Below are 583 nucleotides of genomic sequence, written 5' to 3'. Positions count from 1 at the left end.
CGGGCCGCGCGCCGCGCCGCCTGCCGGGCCTGCCGCCCGGCCTCCGCCGTCACGGCGCAGGCGTTGACCACGACGAGATCGTCCCGCCCGCGCGCATGTGCGCGGATGGCCTCGCTGTCCACGGCGTTCAGCCGGCAGCCGAAGGTGATGATCTCGGGACCCATGGTCCGCGGATATGCCGCAACAGCGGCGAAAACGCCACCCGCGACGGCGGGATCAGGCCGCGGGGCGGCGGCGCCAGCCCTGCGCCGCGTCGCCGAGCGCGATGATGCGGTCGCGCGCCGGCGTCTCGATCGCGTAATGGGCGATGGCCGCCGCCACGACCGCCGCGATCAGGCCTGCGAGGCCGACCGCCATCAGCCCCGCCGGCGAGGTCAGGCCCAGGAGCTTGCCGGCGACGCCGAAGGTCACCATCAGCACCGGCGCGTGGACGATGTAGAGCGCGTAGGAGATTTCGCCGAACCAGGTCAGCGGCCGGCTCCGCAGCAGGCCGGGCTCGGGCGCGACCGCCCGGAGCGCCAGCAGCAGCACCAGCGCGCCGATCAGCGGCCACAGCGCCGCGCCGCCGGCGCCGAAGGCGAGG

Annotated in this window: 2 pseudogenes; both read right to left on the bottom strand. The window is 76.0% G+C overall.

Annotated features, from left to right (window positions below):
- Nucleotides 1-164, bottom strand: a pseudogene (locus ACFQ4O_RS18205) (tRNA (N(6)-L-threonylcarbamoyladenosine(37)-C(2))-methylthiotransferase MtaB); the annotation flags it as partial.
- A 52-nt stretch (nt 165-216) separates the two neighbouring features.
- Nucleotides 217-583, bottom strand: a pseudogene (locus ACFQ4O_RS18200) (hypothetical protein); the annotation flags it as partial.

It is taken from the genome of Methylopila musalis (assembly GCF_042679725.1).
Lineage (GTDB): Bacteria > Pseudomonadota > Alphaproteobacteria > Rhizobiales > Methylopilaceae > Methylopila > Methylopila musalis.
The sequence above is the reverse complement of the archived record's forward strand: the minus strand, read 5'-3'. Positions and strand labels throughout refer to the sequence as shown.